This window comes from Paenibacillus sp. S02 (assembly GCF_019454065.1).
GTDB classification, from domain to species: domain Bacteria; phylum Bacillota; class Bacilli; order Paenibacillales; family Paenibacillaceae; genus Paenibacillus; species Paenibacillus polymyxa_B.
Genome location: NZ_CP073682.1, coordinates 3,112,945 through 3,139,530, shown reverse-complemented (window position 1 = coordinate 3,139,530; position 26,586 = coordinate 3,112,945). Strand labels below are relative to the sequence as shown.

Sequence of the window (26,586 nt, the reverse complement as noted above, 5' to 3'; positions counted from 1 at the left end):
TCATCATGAAAAATACAATGAATTCCCGGAGCAACCGGGATGCCCGATCGCATATGGCGCAGGAAACACTATCCATTTTGGAAAATGGATATTATACGAATATCAAACAAGTGCAAGTAAATATGGCAAAAGAGATTGGGAATGCGGTCACAGGCTCGAAGTTATATAAACCTTCTCAGCTGGTAGCTGTAAAGCAAGAGGCAGAGCAAAGAATAAAAAGCACATTAGGGTCTTCTTCCCGTATAGACCAACAGGCGATCTTTGCAAAGATGGAAATTACGGGAGAAAGTACTTGCAGGCGGCATACAGACTCCAGGTTGAAGAGAAGCTGGTCCATGTGGCATGTTTGAATTTTGCATCAGCTAAAAACCCGGGAGGTGGATTTCTTGGAGGCAGCCAGGCTCAAGAAGAAAGCTTGGCTCGATCGTCAGCATTGTATCCTTGCATTTCACAAATGGAAGAGATGTATGGACATAATCGGAAGCTGCGGAGCTGTTTTTATTCAGATTATATGATTTATTCGCCTGAAGTTCCGGTATTTCGGAATGATCACGGGACATTGTTGGAGAAGCCGTATCAAGTCGATTTCCTGACCGCACCTGCTGTAAATGCTGGAGTTGTGCGAGAACGGGAACCAGAGCAGGTGAATCGGATTGGTGAAGTGATGCTGGAGCGGATCCGTTACATTCTTGGAATGGCTAAGCAAAACGGCGTAGAACATCTTGTGCTGGGAGCCTATGGTTGCGGAGTATTCCGCAATAAGCCGGAAGAGGTTGCCCTCTGGTTCAAGCAAGTGCTTGTAGATGAAGGATATGGTTTGCTGTTTGAGCGGATTGTTTTTGCAGTGTTGGATCACAAAGCAGACCAACGTACCTTAAACAGCTTTAAAAATGTTCTTTCTTAAAGTAAAGGCAGCGCATTAAATCGTTTACTATAATATCTCATGAAAAAGGAAGGTGCTGAATGAATCCATCTTCGAATATAACCTGGCATGTGTCCGATGTTGATAAGCAAGCGCGTCAGCTTTTGAATGGCCATAAAAGTCCGGTGCTTTGGTTTACGGGGCTGTCAGGTTCGGGAAAATCAACGGTATCCTCCACACTTGAAAAAGCGTTATACGCACGAGGCATACACACGTTTATTTTAGATGGGGATAATGTTCGGCACGGTTTAAATCGGAATCTAGGTTTCCTGCCCGCTGACCGCAAAGAAAATATCCGCCGTATTGCTGAAGTAGCAAAGCTAATGGCACATGCAGGTGTTCTAACGATTTGCGCCACCATTTCCCCTTATCGTGAAGATCGTAAAATGGTAAAGGAGATTTTACAGCAGGAAGGTTGCTATGAGATTTATATACAGTGCAGCTTGGAGGAATGTGAGCGACGCGATCCAAAAGGAATGTACAAGAAAGCGCGTGCCGGAGAAATTCATCATTTTACGGGTATTGATGCTCCCTATGAAGCACCGCTGGAACCCGATCTAATCGCATCGACTGAAGGTCGGGAGGTAATCCAGTCGGTTCAGGATATCTTGGATTTTCTCGATAGGAAGCAGCTGCTTTTATGATCTTATGATGAATTCTACATGAATATTGTCTGAAAGCCTCCATGCCAAAACTTCGAGAAGTGATCAAAGTAATCATTATAGAACATAAAAATTGAAGCATACCTATTAGTAAATTAATACAGTAGTGCATATACGGCAAGCCTTATAGGGCTTGCTTTTTTGTTTATGATTTTAAACTAATTCTAAATCCTAGATTGTAATAATTATAAAAAAGTATTGATTTTTGTTTGTGCACAATTTATAGTGAAAGGCACATAGTCAACCAACAACCAATTCATTCAAGAGGTGATGTCAATCATGAGTAACCAACCAACGAACCTGACTACAAGCTGGGGCGCTCCTGTTGGAGATAATCAAAATTCGATCACAGCAGGCTCACGGGGTCCCGCACTAATTCAGCATGTGCATCTGCTGGAGAAATTGGCGCATTTTAACCGGGAGCGTGTGCCGGAACGTGTCGTTCATGCAAAAGGTGCAGGGGCGCACGGATATTTTGAAGTCACTAATGATTTGTCTGCATATACAAAAGCAAGCTTCTTGTCTGAAGTTGGCAAGCGTACACCGATGTTTATTCGCTTTTCGACTGTGGCTGGTGAGCTGGGCTCGTCCGATACTGTGCGCGACCCGCGTGGTTTTGCGGTGAAGTTTTATACAGAAGAAGGCAACTATGATCTCGTGGGCAATAATACACCTGTGTTTTTTATTCGGGATGCCATTAAATTCCCTGACTTTATTCATACGCAAAAGCGTCATCCCCAAACCCATCTGAAAAACCCGAATGCGGTCTGGGATTTCTGGTCCCTATCTCCTGAATCGCTGCATCAGGTAAGTATCCTTATGTCTGACCGCGGTATTCCAGCTACACTTAGACATATGCATGGTTTCGGTAGTCACACGTTCAAGTGGGTAAATGCCGAAGGGCAGGCAGTATGGGTGAAATATCATTTTAAAACAGAGCAAGGTGTGCAAAATCTTGATGTGGATTTGGCTGCGAAAATTGCTGGTGAAAATCCGGATTATCATACAGAAGATTTGTTTAATGCCATCAAAAAAGGTGATTTTCCTGCATGGAAACTTCATGTGCAGATTATGCCGGTAGAAGATGCAGATACGTATCGCTTTGATCCATTTGATGTGACAAAAGTATGGTCTCAAAAGGATTACCCGCTGATCGAGGTTGGACGCATGGTGCTGGATCGCAATCCTGAGAACTATTTTGCTGAGGTAGAGCAGGCGACATTCTCCCCGGGTTCATTTGTTCCTGGTATTGAGGCATCCCCGGATAAAATGCTGCAAGGACGCCTGTTTGCCTACGGAGATGCACATCGCTACCGTGTAGGTGCAAATCACAATTCGTTGCCGATCAACCGTCCGCATGCGGAAGTACACAACTACCAACGTGATGGTGCATTACGCAGTGACAGCAATGGCGGAGGATCTGTTTATTATGAGCCTAATAGTCTCGGTGGACCCAAAGAATCACCGGCGCATAAAATTGCCCCTTTTGAAGTGTCTGGCGAGGCTCAAAGTGTAGCCTACGATCATCATGATCACTACACACAGCCGGGTGACCTATACCGCTTGCTCAGTGAAGAAGAGCGCGCACGTCTGGTCCGAAACATCGTAAATGCGATGAAGCCCGTAGAAAGTGATGAAATCAAACTACGTCAGATCGGACATTTCTACAAAGCTGATCCTGAATACGGACGCCGTATAGCCGAAGGTTTGGGCTTGACCGTTCCTCAAGGCGAGTAGAGGTATCTGCAAACTCCTAACCTGAAAGCCGTATGAATAAATAATAAAAGGATGTCCCAACACCACGTACATGGTGGATGGGACATCCTTTGTTTTTGAGAGCGATGTAAATCAGGTGCTGCTATATCCTCTGCAAGCGAGGTAAATAGATTACAAGAAACAGTGACCGTCCTAGTGCAAATACGATAAAGGATAGCCAAAGTCCGTGATTCCCATAATGGGGAACGCACCAGAAGAGAGCGATCAAAAAGCAGAGCAATGACATCAGCATCGAATTACGGATCGGATACGTTACTGTCATCCCCGTAAACACACCGTAGAATACCAGTCCCAGCCCGGCTGCCAGCGGAAAGACCACAAGCCATCCATTATAAGAGCCTGTAAGGCTAATCACTGTAGCATTACCCGTAAATAGTGAGATAAGCGGCTCTTTCAGTGCGAGATATAATCCTCCCGTCACTACGCTGGTCACCAGTGTCCAGAACCAGGACAAGTGAATAACCCTTTGCAGCATTTTACGATCCCCGGCACCCCGAGCCTGACCCGTCATGATGCTACTGGCGTTGGCGAACCCGTCAAAAAAGTAAGCCATAATATAATGGATCTGCAACAAAATAGCGTTCGCCGCCAACTGATCGGTTCCAAAGCTCGCACTGCGTGCCGTAAACAGATTAAACATTGTCAGCAGACAGGCTGTGCGAATCATGAGATCAAGGTTTGTTGCCATGACATTTTTCAACTCTGAAGCTCCAAACCAACCTCGCCAATTCATCTGTCCGCTTTGCTTCCATTCTCTCCAAATTGATGAGCGGAACACCAGCACCAGACCCAATACACATGCAAGAACTTCCGCAATCAGAGTAGCGCTTGCTACACCCGTGACATTCCAATGCATGATCTGTGTAAATACAATAGCTAATACCATATTGATCACATTCATCGAAATTTGCAAAAACAATGTAGCCTTCACGCGGGACAAACCCATCAGCCAGCCTAGCAGCACATAGTTCACCAATGTAAGGGGTGCTCCCCAAATACGAATGTTAAAATAAATCGCTGCCTGCGCCGCCACATCCTGCGCCGGATGAATTAGCTGGAGAGAAGCCAGCAGAATTGGCTTTTGTAACACAACGAATACCGCACCAATGAGTAAAGCAATGGCCAGTGGGCGCATGAGAGCAGCTATGCCCTGGTCGTTATTTTGTGCCCCTGCGGCTTGTGCCGTGAAAGCTGATGTGCTGACTCGCAGAAAACCAAACAACCAATATAAAGTATTGAAAATAAGAGTGCCCACCGCTACACCGCCTAAATACGCGGAATGGCTTAAATGACCGATTACTGCTGTATCCACCGCACCGAGCAGCGGGGTTGTAATCGTCGAAATAATTAAAGGGATAGCTAAAGCAAGATAGGCTCGGTGGGAAGGCAACATGTTGAAAAAACCTCCAGTAATGATTGTGTATAGGGATGGCGATCCGAATGAAATAATGCTTCCTTGGGAAAATGCTCAAGCACACTGCCTTCTTTCATGACCATGATTCGGTCACTCATAAAGTGCACAGCCGCCAGATCATGCGAGATAAACAGATAAGCCAGTCCTAATTCATCCTGCAAATCCTTGAGCAGATTCAAAACGGTGGCTTGTGTAGTCACATCCAAACTTGCTGTTGGCTCGTCCAATACGATAAAATTCGGCTCTGTGCTGATAGCACGTGCGATGGTTACACGCTGCTTTTCCCCACCGCTGAGCTGATGTGGAAACTTGTCCAGATAGCTGGCTGGAAGCTTTACCATCTCAAGCAAATGTTCTGCTATATCCCGACGTTCTGAGGACATACCCACCATAAAGGAAGGAACATAGCACTTAAGCTGGTCCAGCGGCTCCATTAGGGATTGCAGGATGGTTAGTCTGGGGTTCAAAGCCGCAGATGGATGTTGAAATACTGCACCCAGCCTGCTGCGAATCCGTTTTAATTCGCTCCGCTTTAGCCCACGGATAGACTGTCCATCCAGTCTAAGCTCACCTTGATCAAACGGGTCCAATGTCAAAATACAGCGAGCGAGTGTGCTTTTCCCACTGCCGCTTTCCCCGACGATACCCAGACATTCTTGGGGGGAGATCGACAGAGCAACATCTTGCAGCACCGTTTTACCTCCAGCGTAAGCCTTCGTCAAACCGGAGACGGTCACGACAGCATTAGACGTATCTTGCTGCTGAGCGCAGGCGGCTTGATTATTCATGTAAAGCGCTCCTTTCCAATGCGTTCTGTTCTTCAGTGCTGTTGTAAGGCAAACGTGCTGGAGCGCCCGGAGACAGCGGTGGAATAGCCGCCAGTAGACGACGAGTATACGGGTGGGCCGGATGGTTCAGCACCGCTTGCGTTTCACCAGTTTCAACCAGCGAACCTTCGCGCATCACTGCGATTCGATCTGCATACTTGCGTACATGACGCAGGTCGTGAGTGATCCACAAGACGGAAATACCCGTTTCCGCCCGGATTTGGTCAATGAGCTGAAGCACACGATGAGCTGTGAGCGTATCCAGCGCGGTTGTAGGCTCGTCGGCAATAAGCAACTTCGGCTCCAGTAGCAGTGCAGCCGCAATAGCTGCCCGTTGCAATTGACCGCCGCTGAGCTGGAACGGATAGCTGCGGTACACGCGCTCGGCGGGAAGCTGTACGCGCTCCAGCACCTCGATACAGCGCTGTTTGCGCGCCTTGCGATCTTGTTTGCCATGGGCGCGCATCAGCTCGTCCAGTTGGCTGCCCACACGCAGAAAGGGGGTGAAAGCCCCGTGGTAGTCTTGAAAAATGTAAGATATTTCACTACCAAGCAAAGAACGTCTTTGTTTAGCGGATAGATCCAGCAAATTATTGTCCTTCCACGCAATAATTCCTTCCGCTGTAACAGAAGAGGGGAGGAGGCCGCCGATAGCAAATGCCGTCATGCTTTTGCCACTACCGCTTTCGCCGGCTAGAGCACACCATTCCCCCGGACGAACGGCAAGCTTCAGTTGCTCTACAATCGTTTTTACATTTGTCCGAATTGTTAAGCCTTCAATAGTCAGCATGTGCCAGTTCACTCCTCTGTCCGGGTTTTAACATCATAACGGTCGCACAGTTTGTCTCCAAATACGTTCGCCAGTAGCACTGTTAGCACGACAGCTATCCCTGGAACAAGCATCAGGTGGGGAGCCATTTGAAAATACGCTCGTCCTTCATTCAGCATCGTACCCCATTCAGGAATTGGCGGCTGTGGACCTAAGCCCAAAAAAGATAGGGAGGCAATCATTAAAATGATTTTGCCGATATCCAGCGTAGCCAGCACAAGAACATTCCCAATTGCATGGGGGAGAATATGCCGCATGACAATCCGTAGGGAGGAGGTACCCGCCAGTATGGATAACGAAATGTAATCCTTTTGCTTTTCAGCCAGAACGGTACTACGCACCAGGCGTGCATAACCCACCCATTTTACCGCAGTCACCGCGAAAATAAGATTTACTAAGCCTGGTCCGAGCAAACCGCTCAGTACAATGGCAAAAATATAATCAGGTAATGTCATGAAGGCATCGACCACCCGTTTGAATACACGATCCATCCAGCCTCCAATAAACCCTGAAAGCAGACCAAGAGGGACCCCGACAACCAGCGAAACGGCCAAAATCAATAAACTGGTTCCGACAGTCGTCCGAAGTCCAGCTATCACTCTCGATAGTACATCTCTGCCCAAATGATCTGTTCCCAGCCAGTGTGTAGCGCTGATCGATTGTAGTCGATTCCCCATCTGGATACGATACGGATCTTGCGGAGCAAGAAACGGAACGACTGTAATTGCTGCAAGAATGAGCAGGATGGAGAGCGACACGATCCATGTATTGGACAATCGCGTTCTAGTGAGCTGCCTGTTTTCCGCATGTACGGATTTTATCATGATAAACGTTTCTCCTTCAAAGCGATTTCAGGATTGACCCAACGGTAGGACAGCTCTACCAAAATATTGATACATACAATGAATGCAGCCATAAATACGGTATAGCCCTGAATAATGGGGTAATCCCTTGCGGCAATGGCATCCACAATCCATTTGCCCAGCCCTGGATAGGCGAATAGCACTTCAATCACGACTGTGCCTCCCAGTAGGCTACCTATACTCTCACTGAATACCGTAATGAGTGGAACTAGACTGTGACGGAACATATGTCTGAAAAAAATGCGGATGGGGCTGATTCCACGCGCTTGCGCCGCTTTGATAAAGTCTTGCCCCGAGCTTTCAATCAGACTTGCGCGGATCATTCGTACATAAACGGCCGCCATTGCCAATCCCAAGGTAAGAGAAGGGAGTACCAAATGAAAAGCGGTTCCTTCACCCATAGACGGCAAAATACGTAATTTAACTGCAAACCATTCGATAAACAAAAGCCCCAGCCAAAAGCTGGGAATCGAGGAGCCGATTAAGGCAAACACACGACTGGCTCTGTCAATCCAGCGGTTACGGTAGAGCGCCGCCATCGTTCCCAACGGGAGAGCTATCAGCAGCATAATGAACAGAGACCCTCCGGTAAGCAGCAGTGTATAAGGCAGTTTTTCCATAAACTCTGTGAATACTGGACGATGGGTTAAATAAGATTGTCCAAAATCAAACTGAAGCAACTGAACCAACCACTTACCATATTGCACAGGTAATGGTTGATCCAGCCCCAGTTGGCTGCGCATATCCATAATTTGCTGATTGGACACAGCTACATCGTCGACTCGGAGAATGTTCCGGACGGGATCGCCCGGAACAAGCTTAAGCAGACAGAAGCTCACAAAGGAAAGAATAAGAAAGAACAAGACCAGTTCAAGAAACTTTTTGGCGATGGATTTAAACATGCTAGTTCACATCCAGGTCCTGGGTCAGCAAGTAGTATTCACTTTGGCTAGTTACCCAGTTATGTACGTAATCGCGATAGGCCACTACGTTGTTTGGATGGACCAGAAAGGATTGCAGATTTTCTTGGTCAATCAGCGTGACGGCCTTCAGCGCCAGCTTGTTGCGTTCTTCCTCATTCACGGTTGTGTTCAGCTGTGAAATCATACCCGTGAGTTCCGGTACATGCACACGCCCATAATTCAGTGCTCCGTCAGGCATGTAAGCCGCATTCAGAAAATAGCTTGCATCGCCACGCGGTGCTGTAATGCTACTATAAGTCGCTAAATCCCAATCCTGATGAGCGGCAAGATATTCGTCAATATTATCAACCTGACGGATATCAATCGTAATGCCAAGTTCTTTAGCGTTAGCCTGAATCAGCTGAGAGATGAGTGGAAGCTCCGCTCTCGACTGGTAAGTTAGCAATGTAAGATGAAGCGGCTTGCCGTCGGGGTTCGCAACTTTTCCGTTCTGTACTGTATATCCAGCTTGCTTGAAGCCTTCTCGGGCAGCATTCAAATCAAACTGTTTCGTAATATATTCCGGTGAAAAAGGAAAGTTGGGCAAGAACGGGCCTTGAGCAGGGGTTCCCTGACCAGACATGATACCACTGGCGATCTCATCCCGGTTGATCAGGTTATCAAATGCTTTACGAACAGCCGTCTTTTTCAGATCGTTATTGTTCATATTGTAAATAAGCTGATGCGTTCGCAAACTAGGAAGTGAGTCAACCTTAACGGTAGAATCAGCTTTCAATAGCTCCAGGCTTTCAATTGGCGGGCGATACACAATATCAGCAGTTTTGGCTTGAAAAGCAAGCTGACGTGCATTGGCGTCTTCGTTAAACATGAATTTAGCATGTTTCAACTTTACTTCACCGTTCCAATATTGTTCATTGCGATCTAAATTCAGTTCACTTCCAGCACGGAAACTGGCAACCTTGAACGGTCCCGTTCCTGATGGGAGGTCACCTGTAGCTGTTGTGTCTATAATAGCCGTATTCGGATGAACCAGCTCGGACACAAATTCCGGGAAAGGCTTGTCTGTCGTAATGGTCAAAATCTGTCCATCCGCATGAATATCACGGATATGTAGCGCATTTTTGACCGATGGATTGAGCTTTAGCGCTCTTTCCAAGGAGGCTTTGACAGCAGCGGCATTGACGACTTTACCGCTGTGGAAGTTCACACCTGGTCGGATGTTGAAGGTCCAGTGCTGTCCGTCCTTGCTGTCCCATTTGTCTGCAAGCCAAGCTTCCAGCTTAAGATCCTTGTTCACTTTGATCAGTGTTTCACTTACTCCAGCACGAACAGCTGTGTAATTTACATCTGAATGAGGATCTATAGAAGGGCTTTGCACATTGAACAATAAGGTGACACTTTTATCTTGTGGTGCAGCAGATGGAGAGGGTGAAGCTGACGGAGATGAAGCGCAGGCTGCCATCATCACCGCAATCACCGCAGGTATAAATAGTTTAAAATACGAACGCTTAAACAACAGGGAGTCCTCCTTAATAGTAATCGTAATTTTTACGCTTTAATTCATAAATCATATCGTAACCAAATGAAGGAGCTTTGTAAATATGTAATTGATGAATGTGTATGTAAATTCATATGAAAAAAGGCTGCATAACCAATAGTGAGATGGTTAGCAGCCTCTAAGTATATTTAGATATTTTTAATTTTGGGATGGGAAAAAATTTATGAATTAATGCATGGGTGCTTTGGCAGTGCCATGTTCAACATGAACTCTGCGGATGAAAAACGCAAGGATCAAACCGACCACACTGATGATCATCGCAAAGAAAAATGAATTTTGTGATCCGATTGCCATGGCATTAGCCATTTCATTTACGGATTCAGGCATACTGGATTGGCTCAAATAGCTGTCCATGCCTTTCGAGAGAATGCTTACCGCTACAGCTGTACCGATAGCACCAGCAACTTGTTGGAGCGTGCTCATAATGGCCGTTCCGTCTGGGTATAGATCCATAGGGAGCTGGTTAAGGCCGTTTGTCTGAGCTGGCATCATAATCATGGAAATGCCGATCATCAAGCAACTATGAAGCACAATAATGAGTACGAGAGTTGAAGTTGTTGTAATGCCGGACAGGAAAAACAAAACAGCGGCCACAATTACAAGGCCTGGAATAACAAGCCATTTGGGACCAAATTTATCGAATAGGGAGCCCATAATGGGAGACAAGAGACCGTTGATAATCCCACCAGGCAGAAGTACCAAACCTGCTGTTAGAGCAGACAGAGCCAGCCCTTTTTGCAAAAAGAGTGGAAGAATCAGCATCGTAGAAAGGATCGTCATCATACATAGGAACACCATAATAACGCCGATAACGAACATTGGATATTTAAACACACGCAAATTCAACATTGGCTGCTTCATTTTCAATTGACGTACAGAGAACAGTATCAACGATACCAGACCGACGATCACAGGAAGCAGAACCATCGGGCTAGCCCAACCTTCGCCACCTTCTCCAGATTTACTGAAACCAAACACGACACCGCCGAAGCCAATGGAAGACAGGAGGATAGATAAAAGATCAATTTTGGGCTTGGTCGTTTTTGAAACGTTTTGCATAAATAAAATACCGCAAATCAGCGAGAGAACCAAAAACGGAAGAGAAATCCAAAAGATCCAGTGCCAAGACAGATTTTGCAGTACCAGTCCTGCAATGGTAGGTCCCACCGCAGGTGCAAACATAATTACCAATCCGATGATTCCCATAGCCGCGCCTCTCTTTTCAGCCGGGAAAATGATCAAGATGGTGTTAAACATCAACGGCAATAACAGCGCTGTACCAATGGCCTGAAGAATACGAGCGATCAATAGCACTGAAAAAGTAGGTGAAAGTGCAGCAACGAGGCAACCAGCTATTGAGAACAGCAACGATGTAACAAACAGCTGTCTTGTCGTAAAGGTTTGAATCAGCAATCCCGATACAGGTACTAAAATACCGAGTGTCAGCAGATAAGCGGTCGTCAGCCATTGGGCTGTTGCAGTTGTAATATGCAAAATCTGCATCAAATCATTGAGTGCAATGTTAAGTGCCGTTTCACTGAACATTCCAATAAAGCCACTAAGGAGCAGGGCAATCATAATAGGTAGCACCTTGAACGTTTTGGGTTCAGAGGGTGAATTCGTTTGACTCATTGTACTCATGTTGTTTTTGTTCCTCCAAATAAATTAATGGGTATTGAATTATAGCGATCGGTCTATATATAATAAACATGTTGTTATTTTTTTGTCAAAGTAAAAGTTTCAAATATTATATAATGAAGGATGCTGTATATGGCTGCTAAACCCGAATCATATGAGAATATTGTACAAACCGCGTCGAAGCTCTTTTTTCATCAGGGGTATCACGCGACCGGACTGAATCAGATTCTTGCGGAAAGTGGATCACCGAAGGGATCACTTTATTATTATTTTCCGCGTGGTAAAGAAGAATTAGCTTTGGAGTGCATAAGAAGAGGGAATGAGTTTATTAAGCAAAAATTAAAACAGACACTGGACAAAAACGATAATCCTGTACTAGCCATTCAGGATTTTATTCGTAATACAGCTGAGGACGCAGACCGTATCGGCTTTGACGGCTTCATGCCGATTAGCTTCTGGGCTGCTGCGGAAACTTCCTGTATCAGCGAATCGCTACGTCATGCTTGTGTGAATACATTTACAGATTGGCAGCGCATTTATATGGAGCGTCTTCAGGAGTCGGGCTGGACAGAGGAAAAGGCACACAGTCTGGCAGTACTTATCATTTCGATGCTTGAGGGTGCATTAATTTTGGCCGTTACGCAGCATAGCAGTGCTCCTATTTATAATATCGTGGATTACATTCCACAGTTAGTCAAATAATCTTGGCTCTTCGATTTTCAATCGCTCCTAATGAGCTCCAACAAGCAACTTTAGAGAGCCGATGTTCTCGTTTTTGAGAACTCGGCTCTTTTGTGTACCTGAGACGTAATTTTACTCACATTACCAGCACCAAATGATGAAAAGTATGGTAAAATGGAATGAATTTGATTTTTGATTTTGCACGAAAGGAAGGGTGATAGCAAGTGGCAAAAGCGAAGGTAGCCAAACGGCCTACTCGGGATGAATTTGTACTGGAGGAAATTGGGAACCAGCTTGTAGAAGCACAACGAGAGCAATCCGAAGTTGTATTGACCGTATGGGGACGTCAAGAAACAACCCGCGGACAGATCGTTAAAATGGACCCGAGAACGGGAAAGGTTCATGTTGAGAGTAATGGAGAAACGGATAAAGTTCCTTTTATGGATATTATGAGTGTAAATTACCCGAGAGATTAGTTGTTGTGATTACATAAATATAGCAGAAAGGGACGAAAAGAATGACAAAGTTAGGGTCTCCCTTACTGCTGTGGGAAAGTAACAATTTACAATTCGTGTATACAAAAACAACCGAGTGGTTAAGAGCCATCGGTTGTTTTTGTATACTGCTGCATGAGTAGGAAGAGAAAGCCGCGTTGTTGTGTGGGCCTTGCCCTTGTACATGCTTATGTAGCTTTTATCGGGCTGGTATGACTGGCACGTGCTTCGGCTTTCTTTAGCACCTTACGATCAAAAATGAAGGGGCCAAACGGCAAGAGTGAGGCAATCAAGGCTGCAAGACCTTGTAATACCGTTATTTTTCGGAAAATCAGCATGACCACAGTCGCTACCACATAAGCCACGAACAGTACCCCATGGATCATACCCACCCAACTTACCATTTGCGGCATTCCAGCTGCGTATTTAAGTGGCATGGCGATACACACAAGCAGCAGATATGAAATCGCTTCAATATTACCAATGACACCAAACATCTTAAAGACATTTTTGAACATAATACACCTCCTTCTTCTATTGCTTAAAATTTAATATATCCTATAATGCAATGTTATTAAACGGTAGAAAGTTACGATATATCGAATATTTACAGCTGAATCCCAAGGTTATGTCAGAGTTTTCACATGATTGAAGTATCTCCCATCAATGCTTCATTTCGCTGATTCCAAGGTCCCACAGATTATCGTTCCCGGAAACGATAATCGTAATTTCGTTTAACTTGTCAAAATGTGTATCCATTATTCACTGGTTGCATGTTCTAATCTATTAATAGCAAAAAACATAAAATATAAAGCCACTCCGATATTAACACGCTATCGAGAGAACGAGCAAAAAGTGATGAAATTGAAACAAACAATTGGGCTTAGAAAGATGGCTTGGAGTAAGAAAAAACACTAAGCTGGTCAAGTTCGAAGGCTTAGCATATGTTGTTTGCGTGACCCTATCAGTAAAAATGCTAGTGTGAAACCTAAACATTTTGTATGCAAATTCCGATAACAGTTAAATGAACGTGTGTACATTATAGTGTGAATTTTAAAAGCTGGATGGCAGCAGAAGGGTTTGTAAGCTTAACTTATTAGTTTGACAAATAAAATTTCCATACTGGTATCAAGGAGAGCATAGATCATGAATAAAAAACGTTTGCGTCAATGGATGGCTCCGTTCGCAACGGCTACACTGATTTTGAATACGGGATATGGCATTTTGGCCCCCGATGCAGTGGCTAGCGCGTTGCCGACTGAGAGGCATAACTCAAATCTGACAGGACTGAATACAGCACAGTTACATACCAAATTAGCAACCGCTCAAGGTCGTCATGTGCCGGTTACTTCAGGCACGAAAGTGACTACGTTAACAAAAGGTTATGGTCAGAACACCTATCTCAACCAAATGCTAAAAGTAATGTCGAGCCAAATGGTTACTGCAAATATCGCGTCGGCAGAGGTAAGCAATCTGACAGCGGTTCCTACAGAAACAACAAAAATAAATTTGTCCTGGACTAATCCGTCGGACCTTAATTTCGACCATGTAAAAGTGGTTGGTGTCACTAACGATGTGTATGTAGATAATATTAGAAGTAACTCTTATATGTTGGGCGGTTTACAGCCGAATACGACTTATACCTTTCGAGTGAAGACGGTGAATAAGAGCGGAGATGAATCACAAGGTACGACAGTACAGGCCAAAACGGCTTCCATTGATGTCCCTGTAGATAAGACACCTCCAGGAGAGGTAAGCGGGCTAACAGCGACGAATGTCGGATATAACGCTTTTACCGTAAATTACATATTGCCTAAGGATGCTGACCTGAGCCAAGCGATCATCTATTTAAATGGTAAGGAAGTGCAGCGAACTACAGGGACGTCTTATACGTTCAGTGGATTGATTGCTTCCACAAATTATACAGTTCTGGTCAAGACTATTGACAAATCCGGCAACATCTCTGGAGGAATCAGTATTCCGGTTACGACCTCAGCGCTCACCGTTGATACCGTGCCCGAAGTGACAGGAGCTTCAGTGACATCAGTTAATAACTATAGCGTCTCTGTTTCCTGGACAAGGCCTAGCGGAATTAGTACGGTCAGTCTGTATAAGGATGGGCAACTGGTAACCGATTCATCAGGAACATCCTATACATTCAACAATCTTTCTTCAGGGCAGGCCTATTCGTTCACGATTAGGTCCAAGCGAAGCACAGGCGCATTGTCCTCCGGTGTGAAACTGACTGCCACAACGGACAGTACGTCCTCCAATTCGTCAGAAGTGTCCAATCTTGAAGTAGATAGCAAAAGTGACACCTGGATCAAAATCACCTACGATATGCCGAGTAAAGCCGACAAGGTGAAGATATATGTTGATGGAGATTATGAGGGAACTACAAGCTCTGAGTCCTATAAAATCACGGATTTGCGAGAAGGACGCTGGTATGAGATTAAGGTCGTGACTGTCAATAGTAATGGAAGAGAATCTAGCGGTGTAAAGATATCAGAACGCACGGATTCGGATGGTTACTATTCTTCTTCGTCATCTAGTTCATCGAATTATGAGAAAGCGAGAGATTTGATGCGAATTGCAGAAAACAGTCTGAATGCCTCGGACTGGCGTTCTGCCAGAGATGCAATCAGTGATCTGCCGAGCGGAACCCGTAAAAGCGATTTGCTAGATCGGTTAGAAGCTATTCGCAATAGAGCGATTGGTACCAGTAGTTCATCATCCGGGACGAGTTCTACAACAACAACTTCTGGTACAACGTCCTCATACCCTAACAATGCGGTTTCCTCATATTCAACTTCGTTCACCCTGACACCAGGAGCTAAATCAGCTTATGTCGATGGTCGTGCTACGACGATGGCTCAGGCTCCGCGAATCATAAATGGGGCGACGATGGTCCCGCTGCGCTTTATCAGTGAACGGATAGGTTACGAGGTAAATTATGAAAAGGCGACCAAAAAGATCATTCTGACTCGACCTACAGACGGCAAACAAGTAGTGCTTCAAGTCAAGAATTCGACCCTTGCCGTGTATGAGTTAAACAACTCCCGGAGTTATTCGACGAACATCACAGCTCCGGTTATTGTTAACGGCTACACGCTGGTTCCACTACGAGTGATTAGCGAGCTTTCGGGGTATCAGGTGAACTATAATACTGCATCCAAACAAATTACGATTACAAAATAAATGCTTCTGAAAAAAAAGGTTCTAGAGTTTTCACTTTAGAACCCTTTTTGTGTATTAGGAAGTGTATGTAGAACAATGACAAACTGTTACTCTGTAAACAAGTTATCTTGATTGAAAAGAATATCGAGTTGCTTAAGCTCGTCACTTGTTAGTCGAACACCCAGAGTTTGAAGATTGGACTCGATTTGATCAGGCTTGGTTGCACCTGGAATGATTAGATCAACGGCTGGACGCGTTAATAGCCAGGCTAGTGCAATCTGTGCAGGATCTGCACCCTTGTCATTCGCGAATGCTTTGAATCGATCCACGCGTTCCAAATTTGCTAGAAATGCTTCTTTTTGAAATAAAGGATTATTCATTCGTGAAGTGTCATTAAAAACATCATCCTTCTTATATTTACCGGCCAACAGACCTGATGCGAGCGGGAAAAAAGGAATCAGTGAAATTTCGTGCTCTAGACAATAAGGAATAACGTCGGCTTCTACATGACGAACCAGTAGTGAGTATTCAGCTTGAAGAACATCCAAGTGCTTATCAGCATTAAAAGCCTGAAGCTGCTCAAAGCTTAAATTTGAAGCGCCGATGGCTTTGATTTTCCCTGACTTCTTCAGCTCTGCAAGTGTGTCAGCAGCTTCAGCCAGCGGGGTACGGCTATCGGGAAAATGAAGAAAGAAAATGTCAACATAGTCTGTCTGTAATCTCATCAGGCTGTCATCCACAGCCTTACGTAATGCAGCTGGACTATTGTCGACTTCCAGATGACCTTGATTAAATTGGGGGTTAGAAGAAGCTTTAGTAGAGATTACAAGATGTTCACGGCCACCATAATCCCGGATGGCTTCACCGATTAACCCCTCAGAGTGGCCCATTCCATACAGAAATGCGGTATCAATGAAATTGATCCCTTTTTCAAGGGCAGTCCTAATTAATTGTCGGCTTAGAGTATCATCAACTTTTGGATACATCATTGAATTACCTACCACACCTGCCCCAAAACCAAGTTTAAATGCTTTTAATCCTGTTTTTCCTATTGCTATTGTATTGTTCATGTTTATAAGCTCCCTTTTGTATGACGTGGAATCCTAGGAAGGACTCTAATGCACATCTTACAACCTGGTGTAAACACTAGGTCAAGCAGAGCGATCAGGAATCGAAAAAAAGATTAAGTTTGGGTCTCAAGTGGCAAAAAGTTATGGCCAAATTTTTGCCCGGTTTGCAGTTTCAATTCAATCATATCCTTAATTTCCTGAAGTTCTTGCAGCTGCTGATCTATCTTTTTTTGATAATCGTAAAGTCTATCGTACCATTCAATATTTGATATGTTGCTCTCATCTAATTGAAGCTGGATCATAGGTTTTAACTCCTGCAGCGACATTCCGGCTTTTTTTAAACACTTGATCATAAGAAGTGCCTCTTTGTGTGAATTGTTATATATCCTGTGTCCATTATTTTTTCGGGCCACGGGAGGAAGAAGACCCATTTTCTCATAATACCGTAAGGTATCCTCACTGACTTGGAATTGCTCCATAAGTTCCTTCATTTTAAAATTTGTTGTCATCTCTCGTCACCTTCGTAAGGGATCATTTAATGCTTAATGAATGCATTAATTATAATACCTGGAGTTAACACGAGGTCAAGATTTTTTCATGGAGAATCAAGATGTTTCGCAGTATAAGTTTTCAAAATGAGACACGCTGCTGGATTTGGCTATTATTGTTTTCTGCTATATGAAGATAAGATCTCGCATTACTGTATATTCGAACAGGCATTAAAACGAAATTCATGCGGGGTCAATCCACATCGTTCCTTGAAAATTCGATAGAAATACTTCATATCATGAATACCGACTTCAAGTGCGATCGTTTGAACGCTCCAACTGGTATCTAATAGTAAGCTACAACTCTCGTGAATACGAATATCCTGCAGCATTTTTGTATAGGTCATTCCGCTAGCTTTTTTAAATTTGCGTTGAAATTGACGTGAGCTAATTAAAAATTGCTTGCAAATTTGATCGACCGACAACGGATTTTTATAATTTCTGGTTATATCATCAATCGTATACTGAATGGGATCCGCTATGACTGGCTTGGAAACATGAGCTACTTGTTGCATGGCATGGCTGATATGATCTAATAAATCTATTAAGTATAAATAAAGCTTATATCTGAATCCGGTCGATTTACATTTTTGCTCCATTTCAATAGTGTACATAATTTTAGCAAATTCTTTTGCGTTTTCTCGAACTTGAATATAGTCAGTACATTCCCGAAAAAGAAGGGCCAAACGATAAAAATCCTCTTGAATTTGGCTATTGGAAGGTTCTCCAGGTAGTGTAAGTACTTGCTTGTCAAAAAGACAGTTCATAACCTTAAGCGGCAAATGATCAATATTATTACTTTGAATAAAAAGATGCTCTTTTCCATAGGGGATAAAAATAATATCTCCCTTGGAGACAGGCAACGTCTGAGTAGAGAATTTTAGTATACCGTCTCCTTCTTTAATATATGATATTTCATAAAAATCATGAGCATGTTTTTGAATATTCCCCTTTATTTGGATAGGACAAAGAGAGATTGGAGTCCCATTTGTGAAAATATGTTCTAGATAATATGTCTCTTCGCTAACCAATTTGATCCCCTCCTTTGTTGGTATAAAGTATACAATTTTTAGTCATAAATTTTATTATATCAATTTTTAATATGTATTCAATTGTTACTAGGTCGCAATTACCTACAAGATGTCGTCCGTGACCATTTAAGAGAGTAATCAAAACTATTAAAATTTTAAATATAAACACAAAGGAGGAATATATGATGAGTGTTAGTTTAACTACAAAACTTCCAGAAGAAAAAATGCCTTATTTGCTGCGTAGCGGGGACGGAAGAAAGTATGTATTTGGTCAACAGGTAGCTACTGTTGTTGCCGATTTCAAAAGCACGGGTGGTGTACTCGAGTTAATGACGATTTCAGGTGGGAAAGGAGAGAGCTTCCCGCTGCACAAACATCAGGATGCCTTTGAATCTATTTATGTAATGGAAGGCAAGATTGAATTTATGCTCGATGGAATTAACTATTTGTTGACTGCCGGGGATTATGTTCATATTCCACCAGGAATCGCACATGCATATCAAATGGTTGGGCACCGAAATCGCTTTGCTTCCTATTCGATTCATGGTAATCTCACGGATATTTATGAGGTTTTGGGAGAACCATATAAATACTTTGAACACCCTGTTACAGCGATGAATACGTTTTCCGAGAATCACATGACTGAAGCTTCCAATAGAGCAGACATTGTATTCCTTCAAGATGTTGTTAAATGGGGAGTGTATAACTTGCCTGAAGGAAGCCATAATCCGAGAAGCGTAGCCCCTTATGTTCTGGAAAATGGAGAGGGAGACCGATTACTCACTGGAGATCAGCTCCACAGAATTCTAGCCACTCAAGAGAATACGAATGGGGAATACATTTTTATAGCTTCTGACGGCCCGAAAGGGGACCCTATCGTGGAACATTTTCATAATCATCATACGGAAACCTTCTTTTGTGTACAGGGACAAATGACGATGTGGGCGAATGGGGAGGAAGTAAAACTATTTCCTGGAGATTTTCTTCATGTTCCGGCAGGAACACTTCATTCTTACAGACTGGATTCTCATTATACGAAGGTCGTAGGGATGTTGGTAACCGGATTGTTTGAGCCCTTTTTCCGAGCATTGGGTGAGCCTCACGAAGCATACACCTTTCCAACAGAACCAGGCCCGCTCCGTATGGATCGTGTAATGGCTATTATTGACGAACTTGATCTGAACGTGGTGGCTAAATCTCCGCTTGATCGTAAGTAGGGAGGGCGCTGTGTCAGCTAACAATCGTACTAAACAATCTGAGTCATATTCCATTATCTGGATACTCGCGTTTGCAATGGTAATCTCAGTTATGAACTCTACAATGTTCAATGTCGCTCTACCTTCATTACGTGAGGAATTTAAATTATCCTCTTCCCAAGTAAGCTGGGTTGTAACAGCATATATCATCATATATGCTATTGGATCAGTGGCTTACGGAAAATTGGCGGACATATTTAGGTTGAAAAACCTGATTACCTTTGGATTATGTTGCTTTGCGCTAGGATCTATTGTCGGTTTATTTTCTTCTAATTATTGGATGGTTATTGCGAGCAGAATCTTCCAATCCATAGGGGCTTCTGTTGTTCCGGCCTCATCCATGTTGATCCCGATTCGCTATATATCTATCGAAAATCGTGGCAAAGCTTTAGGGATTACCTCTGCAGGAATGGCCTTAGGGACAGCAATAGGCCCAATTATTGCTGGATTTGTTATTGGATTTGCAAGCTGGCGTTACCTATTTTTGATTTCATTTCTAGTAATTATTACAATCCCTCTTTTCAGGAGGTATTTAATAAATGAAACACCTTCAAAAGGAAAAGCTGATCTCATAGGAGGTATTTTGCTTGCAGCTTCAATTACGCTGCTGCTACTCTCCATTACTGGACACAGCTGGAGTTATTTTACGGCTACTATCCTAATATTCATATTATTCATCATTCGCATTAACAAAACGGATGAACCCTTTATTGAACCGACACTTTTTAAAAATACAAGGTATACGATAGGGTTGATTATCGCTTGTATGATTCTTACACTTAATTTATGTGTTCCGTATTTGATCCCGCAGGTGTTAAGCTCAATACATCACTTATCTTCTGTAAACACAGGACTCGTGATGTTTCCAGGTGCTTTGATTGCTGCATTGCTTGGGTTGGCGGGTGGAAGAATTGCGGATGCAAAGGGCAATCGATTTGTATTCTCGTTGGCATTCCTGTTCCAAGTGATGGCATACCTCATATTGGGTATTTTTATGGACGCGGTTCCTGCCGTGATTGCGATTATCTTAATTCTAGCGAATGCTGGATTAACATTTGCTCAGATTACAATGGCAAACACCATTTCTCGAACATTAAGCGGCAACCAAACCGGAGTTGGTATGGGTATCTATATGATGGGAAGCTTTATGGCGGGGGCTATCGGAACGTCTATTCTTGGATCCGTACTTGATCAAGGAGCACAAAGCAAAATTATGTTCAGCTCTATTTTTTTGATTTTGGGCATATGGATTATAGGCTTTGCTATTTTCTATTTTACAGTTTTTCGTAAAGAAGCATCATCCGTTCAGCAAGACACATAGCAATCAAATATACTAAACGATCCTTATTAATAACCGACTGGTGTCTCAGTTACGACCTGTCGGTTAAACCTTTCTAAAACACTCCTGACATCAGTATGTCAGGAGTGTTTTTATTTCGATGCAGTAGATAGAGGAACTCAATGTCTATTTGCATTAAGTGAAAATGAAGACTGAACCACTGAATATTGGTTTCAAAAAAAATGCACTTGACTTTCCCTCCATTTTAGACAGGTACTTGACAGGTATATGATATATTAAAAAAAGTTGAGATTTACTTATAGACTTTCAACATGATTGTCTACTCATAAGAATTGAAAATCAATTAAATGGCGGGGATATACAGTGTATCAATACAAAGATCAGGATTATGAAGCGGTTCATTTTGATGGACAAGATTTGCGGTATGGAGAACTCGTACGCTGCACTTTTAAAAAGTGTACATTCATGAATACTTCATTGGATGAGATCGAGACAAGCCATTGTCGTTTTATTGAATGTGAATTTAAAGGTGCTGCTCTATGTGGATCTGTGCATACAGAATCAGCTTTTGAAAATTGTTCTTTCAATGGTGCTAACCTTTTTGTTTCCAAATTCAGCTCTTGTAAAATGACAGGATCGGACTTTGCAGGTGCTCAAATGGACGGTGTCACTTTGAGTCAAGGAGACTGGTCCTACACTAATCTAAGGCATACCAAGCTGGGGAAACAGGATTTGAGAGGAATTCGTTTTTATGAAGCAGATTTTTCAGATACGGATTTGACGAAAGCTGACCTGAGAGACTCTGACCTAACGAGAGTAACTTTGAGCAGAGCGAACTTGCAGGGAGCCGATCTACGTGGTGCCAATCTTGAAGGAATTGATTTGAAAACCTTGAATATTAAAGGCGCGCGAATGGATAGAGAGCAGGCAATCCTGTTTATACGCTCCTATGGAGCAAAGGTAGACTGAAGAACAGTGGAGGTTTTCATGGAACAGTCTAAAAAACTTCTTTTTTATCCAATGTATGGTGTATGTATTCTCGAATCTGTAGAGAAAGAAGATGACTTGGAAAACCTACAAAGTTCCTATAACTTGTATTTTCCTAAACAAGGACTTCGCATGTTTATTCCGCAACAGAGAGCACTGCAAAAATGTATCCGACCTTTGTCCAATGTGGATTACTTTTTGAGTTCCAGAGCTCAATTTTTTGGAGAATATGCTCAACTTCCTTTGAACCCTTCTGAACGTCGCTGCCTTTTGCAGGCCAAGATCGAGTCAGGGCTTCTTCATGATCATTTTGGCATCATCAGGGATATGATTTGTTCCAAAGCCTACAATTTGAAAATGAATTCTCATGATAGGTCCATTCTGAGTATGGCTCGAGAGATGCTGGTAAGTGAACTAATGTATGTTTTGAATCTTTCAGCGGACGATGCAGGCAGGTATTTGAAAGAGGATATTGAAAAGCGTCAGCTTGGGTAGGAGGAGCAGTACATGCGAAATTTTATTAACGTTCATGGGGCAAGGGAGAATAATTTGAAAGATATTGATATTCAAATTCCTCGAGACCAAATCGTTGTGATCACCGGGGTGAGCGGCTCGGGAAAATCCAGCCTGGCATTCGATACGCTATATGCTGAGGGACAAATGCGTTATGTTGAATCACTATCTTCCTACGCAAGACAATTTCTCGGGCAGATCAATAAACCAGATGTCGACTCGATTGAAGGACTTTCACCCGCAATTGCCATTGAACAAAAAACGACATCTAACAATCCACGTTCCACAGTGGGCACTGTAACTGAAATTTACGATTTTTTGAGGTTATTGTGGGCAAGGGTTGGAACACCGCATTGTCCATCCTGTAAAAATGAAGTTACGCGCCAGTCTGTCGATCAAATTGTAGATCAAATATATAGGCTTCCTCAAGGAACGAAATATATGGTGCTCGCACCTTTAGTACAAGATAAAAAAGGGGAGCACCAGCACATTTTTGAACAAGCGAGAACCAATGGCTATGCACGTGTGCGAGTAGACGGTATCGTTAAGAACCTATCGGAAGAGATCCAACTTGATAAAAACAGGAAACATACTATCGCTATTGTAGTGGACCGTCTGGTAGTCAAAGAGGGGGAAACTCAGAGACTGACAGACTCTATTGAAACAGCCATTACTTTGTCCGGCGATACTGTATTGGTTCACCGGATGGATAGCGGTGAGGACATGCTGTTCTCCCAAAGTTTTGCTTGTGCCCGTTGCGGATTCTCCATGCAGGAGCTGTCTCCTCGCATGTTCTCTTTTAATAATCAGTACGGCGCCTGTCCGACTTGCTCGGGACTTGGCTTTCATCTTGAGGTTGACCCGATCAAAGTCGCTCCCGATCGCAGTCAAACACTGAACTCGGGCGCTATTAAGGCTATCGGATGGGGAAACGTCGAGACCAACTCCTATTGCAAAATGTATTTTGAAGCGATTGGAAAAAAGGCTGGATTTGATCTGGATACTCCTCTTGATCAGATTTCACAGCAAGCATTGGACATGCTCCTCTATGGAACACAAGGTGAAAAACTTGAACTAAGGTGGGAAAGCAGTCAACGGGAGAAGGTGCTGTACCAGGCATTCGAAGGGATTGTCAACAATCTGGATCGACGATATCGGGAAACTCAGTCCGATACAATGCGGAAAGAACTTGAAGGCTATATGTCCGCCTTGCTTTGCCACGACTGTCACGGTGATCGGCTAGCACCGATGCTTCTTGCTGTAACCGTCTGTGATATGAACATCTCAGATTTCTGCAAGCTGTCTGTTACCGAGGCCATTCATTTTATCGAAAATATGCATCTGTCCCCAGCTAAGGCTATGATTGCCGACCCGATTACGACGGAGATTGTTGACCGACTTGTATTTTTGAAAAATGTCGGGTTGGAATATTTGACGTTATACCGAACTGCCGGAACACTTTCAGGCGGGGAGAGTCAGCGCATTCGTTTGGCCACCCAGATTGGATCGCGTCTAACGGGAGTGCTGTACATTCTCGACGAGCCCTCGATCGGCTTGCACCAGCGAGACAATGAACGGCTTATTTCCGCTTTGAAGGAAATGCGTGATTTGGGCAACACCGTCATTGTGGTAGAGCATGACGAAGAGACGATCCGGCAAGCAGACTGGATTGTGGACATTGGTCCGGGTGCTGGTATGCATGGAGGAGAAGTGGTTGCTCAGGGAGAACTTGACCAAATTACCGCTGAAAAACGTTCGATAACAGGCCAATATTTGTCGCATCAAAGATGGATTCCCGTGCCTGAGAACCGTCGACCAGGCAATGGACATTATCTGACTATTGTGGGAGCAGCGGAAAACAATCTGAAAAACATCAATGTATCCATCCCATTAGGAACGATCACGTGTGTTACGGGCGTTTCCGGGTCTGGTAAGTCCAGCCTTGTTAACGAGATACTTTATAAAAAGCTGGCGGCGACACTAAATCGAGCTCACACTCGCTCAGGAAAACATTCACAAATTGATGGCATAGAGCATTTGGATAAGATTATTAATATGGATCAAAGCCCGATTGGACGGACTCCTCGTTCCAACCCGGCCACATACACCGGTCTTTTTGATAATATTCGCTCCCTCTTTGCCATGACAAACGAAGCCAAGGTACGTGCATATGGCCCGGGTCGCTTTTCGTTTAATATTAAGGGTGGACGCTGTGAAGCCTGTACGGGTGATGGATTGATGAGAATCGAAATGCATTTCCTGCCCGATGTGTATGTGCCCTGTGACGTCTGTAAGGGGAAGCGATACAATCGGGAAACTCTGGAAGTTCACTATAAAGGGAAAAGCATTGCAGATATCTTGGAGATGACTGCGGACGAAGCTGTTGTATTTTTTGAGTATGTTCCGAAAATACGGAAGAAAATCGAGGCGCTCTGTAAAGTGGGGTTGGGTTATGTGAAGCTGGGTCAGTCTTCTACAACGCTATCAGGTGGAGAAGCACAGCGAGTGAAACTTGCATCAGAACTGCTGAAGCCCGCTACGGGTTCAACGCTATATGTTATGGATGAACCCACTACAGGACTTCACGTTGCGGATGTGCAGCAATTGATCAATATACTTCATGTGCTGACCGAGGAGGGGAATACCATTGTTGTTATCGAGCATAATCTGGATGTGATCAAGAATGCAGACTATATTATTGATCTGGGACCCGAAGGTGGTAACAATGGAGGGAACGTCGTATGTACCGGGACCCCGGAACAAGTGGCCGACTTTAAGCTGAGCTACACGGGGCAATATTTACGCAAAGAACTTAGAGACATACATTCATAGATAATCATCCTAATCTCGAATTTCAAACTCTATGCATTCATGTAGTATTCGCTATAATGGATACAGTGATTTAGGAAAGGGATGTAATCATGAAGAAGGTCATCGTAATTGGATCAGGAATTCTGGGGGCATCGACAGCATACCAGTTAGCAAAAATGGGTGCTAATGTCATTATTGTAGACCGCAAAGATAAAGGACAGGCTACTGATGCCGCAGCTGGCATTATCTGTCCCTGGCTATCACAGCGACGTAATCAGGCTTGGTACCAGCTGGCAAAGGCAGGCGCACGCTTTTATCCTGGGTTGATTGAAGAACTCAAAAGCGAGGGAGAAACAGAAACAGGCTATGCTCAAGTGGGTGCTCTCAGTATTCATGATGATTTGGAGAAAATCAAAAAAATGGAGGAGCGGGCACACTTACGACAAGCAGATGCACCGGAAATCGGTGAAATTACCCGGTTAAATGAAAAAGAAACCCATGAACGGTTTCCTTTGTTAGTAGAAGGTTATCATTCTGTTCATATTAGCGGTGCCGCCCGTATAGATGGTCGTGCGCTACGGGATGCGTTGGTCCGATCAGCACAAAAAAACGGGGCGGTCCTTATACATGGAGATGCTACGCTTCAATATGAGTCCGACCATGTAATAGGAGTAGCGGTCGGTGCAAAAAGCTTCTCGGCTGACAAGGTCATTGTTTGTGCAGGTGCATGGGCAAATCAACTACTGCTGCCTTTGGGCATTCATTTTAAGGTTAGTTATCAAAAAGCACAAATTATGCATTTGCAGGTTCCTAATAGGCAAAACACAGGCACCTGGCCTGTAATCATACCGCCTTCTGATCAATATCTGCTGGCTTTTGATAAACAGAAGATCGTAATAGGGGCGACTCACGAAAATGAAATCGAAGGTTACGATACGAGAGTAACAGCAGGTGGGATGCAGGAAATTCTGAATAAAGGTTTAGAATTGGCCCCTGATTTAGCAAACAGCACTTTTCAGGAGGTAAGAGTTGGTTTCCGTCCTTTTACACCCGGTTTTCTACCGGTAATCGGAGCTGTCCCTGGCTGGAATAGCCTTATAGCGGCAAATGGGCTTGGAGCATCCGGGTTGACCATGGGCCCCTTTATTGGAAATCAGCTGGCAAAGTTGGTACTTGGAATGGATTTAGATATCGATATCAATGATTATAATATTCGAAAAGCAATCGATGAAAGTTGATTTTTGACCGAGGAGAACAATATATATGCTTATGAAGTCGCCATACTGGCGACTTTTTGTTTTAGTGC

Annotated in this window: 22 protein-coding genes and 1 pseudogene; 12 read left to right on the top strand and 11 right to left on the bottom strand. The window is 43.8% G+C overall.

All coding sequences use genetic code 11. The annotated features are described in order from the left end of the window. Positions 1-5: 5 nt before the first annotated feature. The 3 genes and pseudogenes from KAI36_RS13755 to katA all read left to right on the top strand — a co-directional run bounded on the left by KAI36_RS13755 (position 6) and on the right by katA (position 3,321). Positions 6-904 (top strand): annotated as a pseudogene (locus tag KAI36_RS13755) (TIGR02452 family protein). 59 nt (positions 905-963) lie between these two features. Then, the gene (cysC, locus tag KAI36_RS13750) at positions 964-1,566 is read left to right on the top strand and encodes an adenylyl-sulfate kinase (RefSeq protein WP_220025151.1); all 603 of its coding nucleotides are present in this window, start codon (positions 964-966) and stop codon (positions 1,564-1,566) included. Between the two features lie 297 nt (positions 1,567-1,863). Then, positions 1,864-3,321: a catalase KatA gene (katA, locus tag KAI36_RS13745; RefSeq protein ID WP_220025150.1), complete on the top strand. Its 1,458-nt coding sequence runs from the start codon at positions 1,864-1,866 to the stop codon at positions 3,319-3,321. A 121-nt stretch (positions 3,322-3,442) separates the two neighbouring features. On the opposite strand, the gene KAI36_RS13740 is transcribed toward katA, so the two are convergent. From KAI36_RS13740 to KAI36_RS13710, 7 genes are all read right to left on the bottom strand, one after another. Next, the gene (locus tag KAI36_RS13740; protein ID WP_220025149.1) at positions 3,443-4,753 is read right to left on the bottom strand and encodes an MATE family efflux transporter; all 1,311 of its coding nucleotides are present in this window, start codon (positions 4,751-4,753) and stop codon (positions 3,443-3,445) included. Beyond that, a complete protein-coding gene (locus KAI36_RS13735; protein WP_220025148.1) occupies positions 4,720-5,562 on the bottom strand; it encodes an ABC transporter ATP-binding protein in 843 nt (280 codons plus the stop codon). The genes KAI36_RS13740 and KAI36_RS13735 overlap by 34 nt, the downstream gene beginning before the upstream one ends. Further along, positions 5,555-6,391: an ABC transporter ATP-binding protein gene (locus KAI36_RS13730; RefSeq protein WP_220025147.1), complete on the bottom strand. Its 837-nt coding sequence runs from the start codon at positions 6,389-6,391 to the stop codon at positions 5,555-5,557. The genes KAI36_RS13735 and KAI36_RS13730 overlap by 8 nt, the downstream gene beginning before the upstream one ends. 8 nt (positions 6,392-6,399) lie before the next feature. Further along, on the bottom strand, positions 6,400-7,254 hold the full coding sequence (nikC, locus tag KAI36_RS13725; protein ID WP_220025146.1) for a nickel transporter permease: 855 nt from the start codon (positions 7,252-7,254) through the stop codon (positions 6,400-6,402). Further along, the gene (nikB, locus tag KAI36_RS13720; RefSeq protein ID WP_220025145.1) at positions 7,251-8,195 is read right to left on the bottom strand and encodes a nickel ABC transporter permease; all 945 of its coding nucleotides are present in this window, start codon (positions 8,193-8,195) and stop codon (positions 7,251-7,253) included. The genes nikC and nikB overlap by 4 nt, the downstream gene beginning before the upstream one ends. Before the next feature lies 1 nt (position 8,196). After that, positions 8,197-9,732: a nickel ABC transporter substrate-binding protein gene (nikA, locus tag KAI36_RS13715; RefSeq protein ID WP_220025144.1), complete on the bottom strand. Its 1,536-nt coding sequence runs from the start codon at positions 9,730-9,732 to the stop codon at positions 8,197-8,199. Positions 9,733-9,942: 210 nt separating this feature from the next. Beyond that, the gene (locus tag KAI36_RS13710) at positions 9,943-11,406 is read right to left on the bottom strand and encodes a DHA2 family efflux MFS transporter permease subunit (protein WP_220028128.1); all 1,464 of its coding nucleotides are present in this window, start codon (positions 11,404-11,406) and stop codon (positions 9,943-9,945) included. A 138-nt stretch (positions 11,407-11,544) separates the two neighbouring features. Between KAI36_RS13710 and KAI36_RS13705 the strand changes: the two genes are divergently transcribed. Both KAI36_RS13705 and KAI36_RS13700 read left to right on the top strand, forming a co-directional pair. Then, complete coding sequence (locus KAI36_RS13705; protein ID WP_220025143.1) at positions 11,545-12,114, top strand: TetR/AcrR family transcriptional regulator; 570 nt, start codon at positions 11,545-11,547, stop codon at positions 12,112-12,114. A gap of 203 nt (positions 12,115-12,317) precedes the next feature. After that, complete coding sequence (locus tag KAI36_RS13700; RefSeq protein ID WP_220025142.1) at positions 12,318-12,569, top strand: YolD-like family protein; 252 nt, start codon at positions 12,318-12,320, stop codon at positions 12,567-12,569. Positions 12,570-12,775: 206 nt separating this feature from the next. Here KAI36_RS13700 and KAI36_RS13695 read toward each other — a convergent pair whose 3' ends face one another. Continuing rightward, complete coding sequence (locus tag KAI36_RS13695; protein WP_220025141.1) at positions 12,776-13,105, bottom strand: DUF3817 domain-containing protein; 330 nt, start codon at positions 13,103-13,105, stop codon at positions 12,776-12,778. A 628-nt stretch (positions 13,106-13,733) separates the two neighbouring features. Here KAI36_RS13695 and KAI36_RS13690 point away from each other — a divergent pair. Beyond that, the gene (locus tag KAI36_RS13690; RefSeq protein ID WP_220025140.1) at positions 13,734-15,785 is read left to right on the top strand and encodes a fibronectin type III domain-containing protein; all 2,052 of its coding nucleotides are present in this window, start codon (positions 13,734-13,736) and stop codon (positions 15,783-15,785) included. 86 nt (positions 15,786-15,871) lie between these two features. Here the strand turns inward: KAI36_RS13690 and KAI36_RS13685 are convergent, their stop codons facing one another. The 3 genes from KAI36_RS13685 to KAI36_RS13675 all read right to left on the bottom strand — a co-directional run bounded on the left by KAI36_RS13685 (position 15,872) and on the right by KAI36_RS13675 (position 18,413). Beyond that, positions 15,872-16,834: an aldo/keto reductase gene (locus KAI36_RS13685; protein WP_220025139.1), complete on the bottom strand. Its 963-nt coding sequence runs from the start codon at positions 16,832-16,834 to the stop codon at positions 15,872-15,874. A gap of 113 nt (positions 16,835-16,947) precedes the next feature. Continuing rightward, positions 16,948-17,343, bottom strand: a complete 396-nt coding sequence (locus KAI36_RS13680) for a MerR family transcriptional regulator (RefSeq protein WP_220025138.1) — start codon at positions 17,341-17,343, stop codon at positions 16,948-16,950. Positions 17,344-17,531: 188 nt separating this feature from the next. Continuing rightward, a complete protein-coding gene (locus tag KAI36_RS13675) occupies positions 17,532-18,413 on the bottom strand; it encodes an AraC family transcriptional regulator (RefSeq protein ID WP_220025137.1) in 882 nt (293 codons plus the stop codon). A gap of 185 nt (positions 18,414-18,598) precedes the next feature. Here KAI36_RS13675 and KAI36_RS13670 point away from each other — a divergent pair, with 185 nt between their 5' ends. From KAI36_RS13670 to KAI36_RS13645, 6 genes are all read left to right on the top strand, one after another. Next, entirely contained in the window at positions 18,599-19,630 is a 1,032-nt protein-coding gene (locus KAI36_RS13670) for a quercetin 2,3-dioxygenase (protein WP_220028127.1), read from the top strand. 10 nt (positions 19,631-19,640) lie between these two features. Next, positions 19,641-20,990: an MFS transporter gene (locus KAI36_RS13665; protein WP_220025136.1), complete on the top strand. Its 1,350-nt coding sequence runs from the start codon at positions 19,641-19,643 to the stop codon at positions 20,988-20,990. 342 nt (positions 20,991-21,332) lie between these two features. Beyond that, a complete protein-coding gene (locus KAI36_RS13660; RefSeq protein WP_220025135.1) occupies positions 21,333-21,938 on the top strand; it encodes a pentapeptide repeat-containing protein in 606 nt (201 codons plus the stop codon). An 18-nt stretch (positions 21,939-21,956) separates the two neighbouring features. Further along, positions 21,957-22,451 (top strand): hypothetical protein, encoded by a 495-nt coding sequence (locus KAI36_RS13655; RefSeq protein WP_220025134.1) that lies wholly within the window; start codon positions 21,957-21,959, stop codon positions 22,449-22,451. Between the two features lie 12 nt (positions 22,452-22,463). Beyond that, entirely contained in the window at positions 22,464-25,301 is a 2,838-nt protein-coding gene (gene uvrA / locus KAI36_RS13650; protein ID WP_220025133.1) for an excinuclease ABC subunit UvrA, read from the top strand. An 89-nt stretch (positions 25,302-25,390) separates the two neighbouring features. Then, complete coding sequence (locus KAI36_RS13645; protein ID WP_220025132.1) at positions 25,391-26,518, top strand: NAD(P)/FAD-dependent oxidoreductase; 1,128 nt, start codon at positions 25,391-25,393, stop codon at positions 26,516-26,518. Positions 26,519-26,586: the final 68 nt, after the last annotated feature.

What these genes read in the sequence shown, in the direction of transcription:
- cysC (WP_220025151.1), top strand. Translation starts at nt 964, where the DNA reads ATGAATCCATCTTCGAATATAACCTGGCATGTGTCCGATGTTGATAAG.
- katA (WP_220025150.1), top strand. Translation starts at nt 1,864, where the DNA reads ATGAGTAACCAACCAACGAACCTGACTACAAGCTGGGGCGCTCCTGTT.
- KAI36_RS13740 (WP_220025149.1), bottom strand. Translation starts at nt 4,753, where the DNA reads ATGTTGCCTTCCCACCGAGCCTATCTTGCTTTAGCTATCCCTTTAATT.
- KAI36_RS13735 (WP_220025148.1), bottom strand. Translation starts at nt 5,562, where the DNA reads ATGAATAATCAAGCCGCCTGCGCTCAGCAGCAAGATACGTCTAATGCT.
- KAI36_RS13730 (WP_220025147.1), bottom strand. Translation starts at nt 6,391, where the DNA reads ATGCTGACTATTGAAGGCTTAACAATTCGGACAAATGTAAAAACGATT.
- nikC (WP_220025146.1), bottom strand. Translation starts at nt 7,254, where the DNA reads ATGATAAAATCCGTACATGCGGAAAACAGGCAGCTCACTAGAACGCGA.
- nikB (WP_220025145.1), bottom strand. Translation starts at nt 8,195, where the DNA reads ATGTTTAAATCCATCGCCAAAAAGTTTCTTGAACTGGTCTTGTTCTTT.
- KAI36_RS13710 (WP_220028128.1), bottom strand. Translation starts at nt 11,406, where the DNA reads ATGAGTCAAACGAATTCACCCTCTGAACCCAAAACGTTCAAGGTGCTA.
- KAI36_RS13705 (WP_220025143.1), top strand. Translation starts at nt 11,545, where the DNA reads ATGGCTGCTAAACCCGAATCATATGAGAATATTGTACAAACCGCGTCG.
- KAI36_RS13695 (WP_220025141.1), bottom strand. Translation starts at nt 13,105, where the DNA reads ATGTTCAAAAATGTCTTTAAGATGTTTGGTGTCATTGGTAATATTGAA.
- KAI36_RS13690 (WP_220025140.1), top strand. Translation starts at nt 13,734, where the DNA reads ATGAATAAAAAACGTTTGCGTCAATGGATGGCTCCGTTCGCAACGGCT.
- KAI36_RS13685 (WP_220025139.1), bottom strand. Translation starts at nt 16,834, where the DNA reads ATGAACAATACAATAGCAATAGGAAAAACAGGATTAAAAGCATTTAAA.
- KAI36_RS13680 (WP_220025138.1), bottom strand. Translation starts at nt 17,343, where the DNA reads ATGACAACAAATTTTAAAATGAAGGAACTTATGGAGCAATTCCAAGTC.
- KAI36_RS13670 (WP_220028127.1), top strand. Translation starts at nt 18,599, where the DNA reads ATGAGTGTTAGTTTAACTACAAAACTTCCAGAAGAAAAAATGCCTTAT.
- KAI36_RS13655 (WP_220025134.1), top strand. Translation starts at nt 21,957, where the DNA reads ATGGAACAGTCTAAAAAACTTCTTTTTTATCCAATGTATGGTGTATGT.
- uvrA (WP_220025133.1), top strand. Translation starts at nt 22,464, where the DNA reads ATGCGAAATTTTATTAACGTTCATGGGGCAAGGGAGAATAATTTGAAA.
- KAI36_RS13645 (WP_220025132.1), top strand. Translation starts at nt 25,391, where the DNA reads ATGAAGAAGGTCATCGTAATTGGATCAGGAATTCTGGGGGCATCGACA.